The 10,780-nt window shown below is 66.2% G+C and carries 4 protein-coding genes and 1 tRNA gene; 2 read left to right on the top strand and 3 right to left on the bottom strand.

All coding sequences use genetic code 11. From position 1 onward, the window contains the following. The 3 genes from ACKODO_RS07710 to ACKODO_RS07700 form a co-directional block, all read right to left on the bottom strand. On the bottom strand, positions 1-7,175 hold a 7,175-nt coding region (locus ACKODO_RS07710; protein WP_408982862.1), incomplete at its 3' end, for an SDR family NAD(P)-dependent oxidoreductase. Positions 7,176-7,940: 765 nt separating this feature from the next. Next, positions 7,941-8,016 (bottom strand) — tRNA-Ala (locus ACKODO_RS07705). Between the two features lie 140 nt (positions 8,017-8,156). Further along, positions 8,157-8,540 carry a TIGR02300 family protein gene (locus tag ACKODO_RS07700; protein ID WP_408982861.1) on the bottom strand — a complete coding sequence of 128 codons (384 nt, stop codon included), beginning with the start codon at positions 8,538-8,540 and terminating at the stop codon, positions 8,157-8,159. 211 nt (positions 8,541-8,751) lie between these two features. On the opposite strand from ACKODO_RS07700, the gene aroA reads away from it, so the two are divergent. Continuing rightward, a complete protein-coding gene (gene aroA / locus ACKODO_RS07695) occupies positions 8,752-10,092 on the top strand; it encodes a 3-phosphoshikimate 1-carboxyvinyltransferase (RefSeq protein ID WP_408982860.1) in 1,341 nt (446 codons plus the stop codon). Further along, the gene (gene cmk / locus ACKODO_RS07690) at positions 10,089-10,754 is read left to right on the top strand and encodes a (d)CMP kinase (protein WP_408982859.1); all 666 of its coding nucleotides are present in this window, start codon (positions 10,089-10,091) and stop codon (positions 10,752-10,754) included. The genes aroA and cmk overlap by 4 nt, the downstream gene beginning before the upstream one ends. The last annotated feature ends 26 nt before the right edge of the window (positions 10,755-10,780 follow it).

Genomic DNA, 10,780 nt, shown 5'->3' with positions numbered 1-10,780 from the left:
TCGCGCATCTCGGCCGCATGCTGGTGCTCGGGAAGCAGGCCTATCCGACGCAGTTCTACACGAACATCGCGCCGAGCGGCGCGGCGGAGAAGCTGCGGCTCATCAATGCGCCGACCTTCGCGGGCCTCGGCCTCGCCCGGGCCGAGGAGAAGGGCGAGGATGGCGGCGATCTCGTCACCGCCATCGAGGGCAAGGATCAGGCGGAAGCCGTCGGCATTATCGTCCGCGCGCTGCGTCGCGAGATCTCCTATATCCTGCGCATTGATGAGCCGCAGCTTCTCGGCCGCACCGCTCGGCGCGATGTTCGTGTAGAACTGCGTCGGATAGGCCTGCTTCCCGAGCACCAGCATGCGGCCGAGATGCGCGAGCGATTCCCCGGAGGAAATGCCCACCACGCCCGTGGTGCGGCGCAGGCGGCGCCCGAGCTGCTTGTCGCGCGCGATGATGCCGACATCCGAGATCGCGCCCCAGCCAATGGCGAGCGCCGGCACGCCCTTGAGGCGCAATTCGCGCGCAAAGCCCTCGAGCCAGGCATTCGCGGCCACGTAAGCGCCCTGACCGGGGCTGCCGATCACGGTCGTCGCGGAGGAATAGACGACGAAGAAATCGAGCGGTTGCTTCGCCGTCGCGGCCGCGAGGTTCTCGGCGCCCTTCAGCTTGGTCGAGAGCACGGCGCGCAAGCGATCGGGCTGCAGGCCGGCGATCATGCCGTCTTCCAGCAGCACGGCGGCATGCACGATGCCGCGCACCGGGCCGAAATCGTGGTTCATGCGGGCGATCAGCGCCTCGACGGCAGCCGGATCGTTCACATCGAGCCCGACGACATCGACCCTCGTGCCCTGCGCGCGCATGGCCGCGACGATGGCTTCACCGCCATCCTCGACAGCCCCACGCCGTGAAGCGAGCACGATCGCCTTCGCGCCGCGGCGGGAAAGCCAGCGCGCGGTGGCGAGACCGAGGCCCGAGGTGCCGCCCACGACAAGGTAGCTGCCCTCGCGCATCGCAGGCTTCAGCGCGGCGATATCGGCCATCGCGGCCTTGGGCGGCTTGATCACGATCTTGCCGATATGCTCCGAGGCCTGCATCGCCGCGAAGGCAGTGCCGATCTCGTGGCTCTCGTAGATGCGATGCGGCAGCTGCGTGAAGCTGCCATCGACGAGGCGCCTGGAAATCTCGCGCATGATTTCCTCGATGATTCCGCGGTCATGCGCCAGCAATTCATCGAGATCAACGCCGAAATACGAGATGTTCCGCACGAAGGGGCGCAGGCCCAGATGCGTGTTCGAGAGGTAATCGACCTTGCCGAGCTCAACGAAGCGGCCAAAGGCCTTCAGCAGCTTGAAGCTCGCGATCATCGCGGGACCGGCGAGCGAGTTCAGCACGACATCGACGCCGCCATGGTTCTGGCGGATGGCCTCGGCGAAGCGCTCCTGCCGGGACTCATAGGCGAAGTCGGCGCCCGCCGCCTTGGCGATCGCCCGGCGCTCCGGCGAGGAAGCGCTGGCGATGACGCGCGAGCCGAAAGCCTTCGCGATCTGGATCGCGGCGAGGCCCACGGCACCCGCGCCGCCATGGATCAGCACATCCTCATTCTTGCCAATGCGCGCGCGGTTGACAAGCGCGAACCAGGCGGTCGCGAAGGCCACCGGAACGGTCGCAGCGGCTTCCATCGAGAGGCCATCGGGAACGGGGAAGAAATGCCAGGCCGGCGCCACGAGATGGGACGCGAAGGTATCCGCCGCAAAGCCCATCACGCGGTCGCCGACGGCGAGTTCGCTCACGCCTTCGCCAACGCGCGTGACGATGCCCGAGCATTCGAAGCCGAGCGCGGCCGCTGTGAGGCCGGCGCCCAGCAGGTCATCATCGAGAATGCCGAGCCCCACGAGAATGTCGCGGAAATTGAGGCCGACGGCCGAAACCTCGATCTCCACCTCGCCGGCGCGCGGGCCGAGGCGCGGTGCCTTCATCCACTGGAAGCTTTCGAGGCGGCCCGGCTGCTCGAATTTCAGCACCGCACGCTCATTCGCCGCGAGCGGCTCCACGCGGGACAGGCCGCGCCGCATGCGGAGGGCGGCGAGGCCGGATTTCGTGGCCGAGAGTTCGAGTTCGCCGCCACCGAGCGAGAGGGCCTCGGCGAGCCGCGCCAACCATTCGGCCGGGGTTAGATCGGTCGCGAGGTCCAAGAGGCGGAAATCCACCGCCGGATACTCGTTGATCGCGACGCGCAGAAAACCCCAGAGGCCGCTCTGCACGGGCATCGGATCCGCCTCGGCCTCGATCGCGCCGCGCGTCAGAACCGTGATGCGGGGGCTTGCGCCCTCCGGTTCGAGCGCCTCGGCAATCGCCTTCAGCGCCTCGATATGCCGCGCCAGGGCCTCCACGCTGTCCGCGCTGGAATCCTCTGCGATATAAACGAGATGCTGCGGCAGATCGCCCGCCTTCACGCGGTCGAGAAGCTTCTTGCCGAGGCTCGCATCGGCTGCCAGCGAGAGCGAAGCCGAACGTGCGACATTCGCAAAGACCGGCGCCTTCGGCTGGCCGATCACCATGCAATCCGGCATCAGGGCCACGGAGGCGGCCACGCTGGCCGGAGCTGCGGCAGAGAGCATCGCCCCAAGTCCATCGGCCATCACGCGCGTGTCGATATCGCGGGCGCCGAAGCGCTCGAGCACCAGGCGGGCGCTGATCGTGTTCACGCGCGCTTCGAGCGCGGCCTCGTTCTTCGGCGCGGGCGTGAGCCAGCCGTTCCAGATGCCGCCGAGCAGATCGAGCGTGAGATCCGTGCCCGGCTGCGCGAGCAGGATCGTGCTTTCGGGCCGCAGGAAGCCCGTAAGGCTTTCCGGCAGGCCGTCGCGCACGAGGCTCGTGGTGGCGATGCCGGCGAGCACATCGTAACGCACGGCCGGGAGGCGCCCCTCGACCGCCGAGAGATCGAGGAATTCGATATCGGTCTCAAGCCGCAGGAACGCACGGGCCTGGTCGATGGCCTTGCGGTTCGGTGCCGCGAGCGTGAGTTCAATGCGGCCGGCTTGCGAAAGCGGCTGCAGGGCATGGATCACGCCGGCCGTCCAGGGATGCGCGACGAGCACGCGCAGGCGCCGCGAGAAAGCGGTCGCTGCCTGCTCGATCGCCGCGCGCAAGGCCGCAATCACCGGCTGTCCCAGAACGCCACCCGCTTCCATCTGTTCGCGCAGCCAGACCGGGGGCGAGAGCGTGCGGCCCGTGCGGATCGCTTCCTCCGCATGCGCGAGCGCGTAAGCTGCGAGGCGCAGTTCGAAGGACGCTTCAGGGAAATTCGTCGCGAGCGTGGTGACCAGCGCGTCGGGCGCGGGCAGGGGGCATTCGGTCGTAAGCACATCGTTCTTCACGAGGCCGAAGCCCTCGCAATTCGCGATCGCGAGATCGATCATCGCGCGGGCCTGTGTTTCGGTAAAGCGCGTCTGCACCGAAGCCGCATCGACGCGGCCATCGAGGAGGGCGGATTTCAGCAGCTTGTGGCTGAGCGAGATGCCAAAGGCGCGCAGCACGAGCCAGGCCGGCGGCGGGTTCGGTTCCTCGGCTTCACCCTCCGGCACGGCGCGAACCTGCGCGAGGGCGGCCTCCTCCTCCGGCGTGAGGCCGAAGGGCAGATGCTCCGTGCGGAAGGTGCGATCCGCGACGGTCGCCTTAGAGAGGTAGAGCGCTTTCAGCACCGCCGCTTCCACGGAGGCCACGACCTTGCCGGCCTCGTCCATCAGCGTGATGGCCACGGTCTTGAAGCGGTCGGTTTCCTGGGTCAGCAGCGTGATCGCTCGGCGGATCGGCACGCCATGGCGCCAGACGCAGATCTTGCGGAAACGCACCGGAAGGTGCGCCTTCTTCTCGCCTTCCTTCTGCGGCCGCGAGATGAAGAGGCCGTGGAACGAGGCATCAAGCGAAATCGGGCTCAGGACATGCTTGTCCTCGAAGGCACCAAGCCCTCCCTTGGGTGCGGCGAGCTGCGAATCCGTCGTCACGCGGTCGCGCTCGCTGGAGGTCACGAGCTGGAAGAGCGGGCCGTATTCGAGGCCTGCCAAAGTGGCCTCCTCGTAGACCTCGGCGGCCGTGTCCTTCACCTTTTCCGAGGTGACGGGCGGATCGAGCGGTTTCGTCTCGGGGCGCGTCAGCGGGCTGATGATGCCGCGCGCATGGAGCGACCATTCCTGCGCCGAGAAGCGCTTGCGGCTCCAGATTTCAACCGTCGAGGTCGCCGTTGCGTAGCGCACGGAAACCTCGCGGGTTTCGTCTTCCGCAATCGCCAGCGCCTTCAGCACATCGAATTCGTCGAGTTCGAGCGGCACCTCGCCGAAGAGGTCGCGCCCCGCCGCGAGGCCCATCTCGATCAGACCCGCTGCCGGTACGATCACGCCGCCATCGACGCGGTGATCGTCGAGATAGGGCACGAGTTGTGGGTCGATCAGCGCGCGCCATTCCGGCGAGCCATCGGCCATGCGGGCGCCGAGTAGCGGGTGCCGCTGGTCGGATTGCATGGTCTTGCCATAAGCGTTGAAGGCTTCCGCCGTGCCCGGCAGAGCATAATCGTTGCGGCTGAAAGGGTAGCTCGGCAGGGCCAGCGGCTCGGCAGGGCGCGGGCCGAACAGCGCCTGCGTCTCGAACGGCACGCCATGCGCCATGAGACGCCCGAACAAGAGATCGACCGCCGCTTCCGTATCCTTCTGCGAGAGCGTGCCGAGCGCCTCGCCGTCGAGCGCCAGCGCCTTCAGGTTTTCCTGCACCGCGCCCGTGAGGATGGCGCGCGGGCTGACTTCCACAAACGTCTTCGCCTGTCCCCCGGCAGCGGCCGCCACGGCATCGGCGAAGCGCACTTCCTGCCGGATGTTGCGCCACCAGTAATCGGCCTGAAGTGTCTCGCCCGGCGCTTCCTCGCCCGTCACGGTCGAGAGGAAGCGGCAGGTGCCGGCGCGCGGGTGGATGACCGAGAGATCGGCCACCATCGCCTTCTCGAGCGGTGTCAACACCGAAGAGTGGAACGGATAATCAATGTCGAGCGCGATCGTGGCGATGCGCGAGAGGCGGCAATGCTTCGCGAAGCTCTTGAGCAGTTCCGCCGGACCCGAAAGCGTGGTCGAGGTCGGGCTGTTCGTGGCCGCGATCTCAATCTCAGGACGACCAAAGGCCGAGAGCAGTTGCTCCACCTTCGCGCGTTCGGCCGCCACCACCATCATCCGGCCGAGCCCGCGCATCTTCTCCTGGTGTTTCGAGCGCAGGAAGATCAGCCGCGTCGCTTCGGCGCGCGTGAGGATGTCCGCTGCTTCCGCCGCTGCCACTTCACCCACGGAATGGCCGAGAACGCCCTCGGGCCGGAAGCCGCGACGCATGAGGATCGCGGCCAAGGCCGACTGGATCGCATAGATCAGCGGCTGGACAACGGAGGTCTTCTCGAGATCAGCCGAGGGAATGGTCTCGTCGAGCCGTTGGGCAATCGACCAGCCAGCCAGCGGCTGGAACGCTGCGTCGATCTCGGCGATCTCGGCGCGGAATTCGAAACTCGCGCGATAGGCAGCATGCCCCATCTCGCTGAACTGCGAACCGTTTCCGGAAAAGACGAAAACAAGCGGGGCAGTGGCCGCGGCCTCGGCAGCCACGAAATTCGGGCTCGTATTCTGCCCCTCGGCATAGGCGCGCAGGCCGGCAATCGCAGCCGAATCCTTCGTGGAAACCGCAAGCCGCAGCTTCTGGAACTCGCGGAAATGGCCGAAATTGCACGCGGCGCGCACGGCCGGCACACCCTGCTCGATGCGATCGGCGATCTGGCCGGCCATCGTCAGCAGCGCATCGCGGGTTGCGGCGGAAAGCATGAGAACCGGCGCCTCCGCCGGGGCTTCCACCGCCTGCATCACATGCGGCACGGCCTTGATGAGCACATGCGCATTCGTGCCGCCGAAGCCGTAATTGCAGATCGCGGCATATTGGCCGTCCTGCGCGAGATCCAGCGGGCGCTCCTTCGCGTTGGGCGTGAGGTTCAGGCCCGCGAAATCGATCGCTTCATTTGGCTTGTCGAGGAAGAGCGAGCGCGGCAGCCGGCCCTTTTCCAGCGCCATCGCGGATTTCAACAGGCCCGCGAGGCCGGAAGCCGCCTCGAGATGGCCGATATTCGATTTCACCGAGCCGATCGGCAGCGGCTTCGTGCGCTTCTGTCCCAAAGCCTGGCCGATGGCCGTCGCCTCGATCGGGTCGCCGACCTTGGTGCCCGTGCCATGCGCCTCGACGAAGGCGATGTCGTCCGGCGAAACCTTCACGCGATCGTAGAAGCGATCGAGCAGGCGGCGCTGGCCCTCCAACGAGGGCAGAGAGATGCCGCTGGTGCGGCCATCCGAATTCACCGCGACATCGATGATCTCGCCGCGCAGGCGGTTCTTCTCGAGGCTTGCGAGATCGCCCTTGCGCAGGATCAGCACCACCGCCCCTTCGGAGCGCACATAACCGTCACCCTCGGCCGAGAACGGGCGCGAGGGCCCTGTCGGCGAGAGCATGCGCGCTTGGCTGAAGCCGATGAACGGCGCGGGCGAGAGGCAGAGGTTCACGCCGCCGACGACTGCCGTGTCGATCTCGCCCGAACGCAGGGCGGCCACTGCGCGGTCGAGCGCCACGAACGACGAGGAACAGGCCGAATCAATCGTGAAACTCGGACCCTGCAGGTTGAAGATGTAGGAGATGCGATTCGAGAGGATCGACAGCGAGTTGCCGGTCATGAAATGGCTTTCCATGACCGCGGGATCATGCGACGCGCCGCTCTGGTAATCGACCATGGAGGCACCGATATAGACGCCGACATCGTTGCCGGTCAGGCTCGACGGGGGGATGCCCGCATCCTCGAAGGCTTCCCACACCACCTCCAGCAGCAGGCGCTGCTGCGGGTCCATCTGCTGGGCCTCGCGCGGCGAAATGCCGAAGGGAATGGGGTCAAAACCGAGGGGATCGTCGAGATAACCGCCCGCGAAGGTGTAGGCGAAGCCCGGCGTGGGCGCGCCGGGACGCAGGAAACGCTCCACGCTCCAGCGCCCGCTCGGGGCCGGCTTCACGGTGTTGCGGCCATCGCTCAGCAGAGACCAGAAAGCATCGAGATTGGCCGCACCCGGCAAGCGGCAGGCCGCACCCACGATAAAGATATTCTGGTGCGCGTTTGTCTGCCCCACGCCCGATCCTCACTGAAATCTGCCGGAACCGGCAAAACGCCGTTCGAAAACAACAGATAGCTCAATGCCGGCGTGTCTTGTTGATGAGGACAAGAACGGTTGTCAACCTTCAATTGCCGGATGGCGTTTTTTTTGCAGAATCCGAGCGTCTCGCCCGATCAGGCTGCGGCCCCGGGCCCCGCATGTGCCCCGCATCGTCCGGTTGCAACGACAGAGACCGTGACAGGCGGGCGAGAGCTGGCTCGGGGAATGTGCCCAGCTCGGATAAGTGGAAATTCTGCCGGAGATCGGCATGATGCCGGGAACAGGTGAGACCATGACGAGACGACCGCGCCGAAACCACAGTCCGGCTTTCAAGGCGAATAGCTTGTCCTCGGACTTGATCCGGGGATCACGCACTTCCGTCGGATCGCCACGCGCTTCGACAAAACCGCCGAGAACTTGCTCGCCGCCATCAAGCTCGCATCCTTCCGCATCTGCATACGTGGAATGAGTCTACGGCCTCGAAGCTCTCAAGCTGGAGGTCCGATGCTTCGCGAGGGCGAGCCATCCGCGACCAAGGTCACCCGGCATAGGATGAAGTCTTATTGCAAAGCGAGGGTTTCCGTCTCGGCACAAACTGCACGAAGCGCCGGCGCATTCCGGATGTCCGGGAAAACCCGGTTAAGCGCTCACGTCGTGCTTACCCAAAGATTACCCGGCTGTAGCGTTTCCTCCGCAACGCGAAGGATAAAGCTTCAAGCGACGAATTCAAAAAGGGTAATTTGGTGGAGCTAAGCGGGATCGAACCGCTGACCTCTTGAATGCCATTCAAGCGCTCTCCCAGCTGAGCTATAGCCCCAATCCTCCACCATCCCGGGAAGATGATGCGTCATCTGCGCGCCTTCCGCAAAAGGCTGCGCCGGGAGCCGAAGCGCCCGGCGCGGGTTTCTGTCACAACGTCTCTCGCACCGCAAGGGGAAAGACGGAAAAAGCGGAAACTCAGGTTTCCTCGTCTTCCTCGAGGTCGCCGTCGATACGGCCGGCGACGTCGCCATCATCCTCATCCTCCTCCGGCTCGAGGAAGGTGTCATCCTCGTCGCCGATATCGTCCTCGATCTCGATGTCATCCACCGCGGCGGCCTTGGCCGGATCCTCGGCCTCCACGGTTTCCAGCGGCACGAAGTTGGGATCGGCCACCACGAGTTCCGTCTCGTCCTCCTCAGCCTCCGGTGCCTTCGCGGCGAGCTTCGCCTGCGGGTCGAACATGCTGCGCGGATATTTCTGGCCCGTATACGGCGACACGATCGGGTCGCGGTTCAGGTCATAGAACTTCTTGCCCGTCACGGGGCAGGTGCGCTTGGTGCCGAGATCAGGCTTCGCCACGGTCGAGGTCCCGTTTCAAAAGGGGTTTCGAGGGATCAAGCGCCCGAACCGCGCCCATCGACGCCGAACGGTCTCTTGCAAATTCGGGATGAAGCCCGTTAGAGGGTGCGCCCGCGCCTGTCAATGCGCGTGACGTGTCATCGCGCCTTGCCCGGCGCGAAGCCGGATGGGAAGCCGCCTCGCCGGCGCCGCATTTCGAGGAAGAACGACGATGAGCCACGCCCGATCTTCCAAGCCAATGCGCGCCGAGGCCGGCCATCCGCTCAAGGGCACCGTGACTGTTCCCGGTGACAAGTCGATTTCGCATCGCGCGCTGATCTTCGGCCTGCTCGCGGTGGGAGAGACGCGCGTGACAGGCCTGCTCGAGGGCGAGGATGTGTTGCGCACGGCGGATGCTGCCCGTGCCCTGGGGGCAACCGTGAAGCATCTCGGCCCGGGCGAATGGCGTGTGAACGGCATGGGCGTCGGCACCCTGCTTGAGCCAGCGAATACGCTCGATTTCGGCAATGCCGGCACCGGTTCGCGCCTGATGATGGGCGTGATCGGCGGCCACCCCATCCGCGCGACCTTCGATGGCGATGCCTCGCTGCGCAAGCGCCCGATGGGTCGCATTCTCGATCCCCTCCGGAAGATGGGCGTCGAAGTGATTTCGGCCGCCGAGGGCAATCGCCTGCCGCTGACCATCCGCGGGGCGCGGGAGACCATCCCGATCACCTACGAGACGCCGGTTGCCTCGGCGCAGATCAAGTCAGCGGTTCTCTTCTGCGGCCTCAACGCGCCGGGCGAGACGACCGTGATCGAGAACGAGGCCTCGCGCGACCACACCGAGAAGATGCTCGCCTTTTTCGGCGCGGATGTGCGCGTGGCGCCCCACGGCCCCCATGGCCGCACGATCACGCTGAAGGGCCAGCCCTCGCTCGCTCCCCGCCCGATCATCGTGCCGGCGGACCCGTCCTCCGCGGCCTTTCCCATTGTCGCGGCGCTCATCACGCCGGGATCGGAGATTGTGGTGAAATCCGTGATGATGAACCCGCTGCGCACCGGACTTCTCATCACGCTGAAGGAGATGGGCGCGGATATCGTCGAACTCGACCGGCGCGAGGAGGGCGGCGAGACGGTGGCCGATCTGCGCATCCGCCATTCCGCGCTCAACGGCGTGAACGTGCCTGCCTCGCGCGCGCCCTCGATGATCGACGAATATCCCGTTCTCGCCGTGGCTGCCGCCTTCGCGACCGGCGAGACGCGCATGAACGGCCTGCAGGAACTGCGCGTGAAGGAGAGCGATCGCCTCGCGGCTGTCGCGGATGGCCTCGCCGTCAATGGCGTGGAGCACAGCATCATCGGCGATGATCTCATCGTTTCCGGTCATGGCAGGCCCGCGCCGGGCGGCGGCGTGGTCGAGACGCATATGGATCACCGCATCGCCATGAGCTTCCTGGTGATGGGCCTCGCCAGCACGAAGCCCGTAGGGGTGGATGACGTGACCTTCATCGCCACAAGCTTCCCGGATTTCCTGCCGCTGATGGCGCGCCTGGGCGGGAGGATCGTGTGAGCCAGCCGCTCGTCATCGCGGTGGATGGGCCGGCAGCCTCCGGCAAGGGCACGATCGCCAAACGCCTTGCGGGCGAATTCCACCTGCCGATGCTCGACACGGGGCTGCTCTATCGCGCGGTGGGGCAGCACATGGCCGATCTCGGCCTCGACCTCGATGATGAAGCCGCAGCCGAGCGCATCGCGCGCGGTTTCGCGCTGGAATGGCTGGTGGATGAGCGCCTGCGCACCCGCGCGGCGGGCGAGCAGGCGAGCCGCGTCGCGCGCTATCCCGGCCTGCGGCGGGCGTTGCGGCAATTCCAGCAGGATTTCGCCCGCCAACCCGGCGGGGCGGTGCTCGATGGGCGCGACATCGGCACGGTCATCGCGCCCTGGGCGGGGGTGAAGCTTTGGATCGATGCGGATGTTGGCGTACGCGCGCATCGCCGTTTCCGTGAGCTCGCCGGCCGGGGGGAAACGGTGGAAGAAGCGCAGATCCTTGCAGATCTCGTCGCACGGGATGCGCGGGACGCGCCGCAGATGCAGATCGCGGCAGATGCAATCCGGCTCGATACCACCTGTCTCGGCGTCGAAGAGGCAGTCGCTGCAGCCCTTGCGGCCGTGAAGGCGCGCGTCCAGACTTGGGAGGCACCCGCGTCCGGTGCGGACGAGGCCGGTCCATGACGAGCGAAAGCACAATCCGCGAATTC

This window comes from Rhabdaerophilum sp., from assembly GCF_046092605.1.
Taxonomy (GTDB): domain Bacteria; phylum Pseudomonadota; class Alphaproteobacteria; order Rhizobiales; family Beijerinckiaceae; genus Rhabdaerophilum.
Note: the sequence above shows the minus strand (reverse complement) of the source record. Positions and strands in the feature narration are given on the sequence as shown.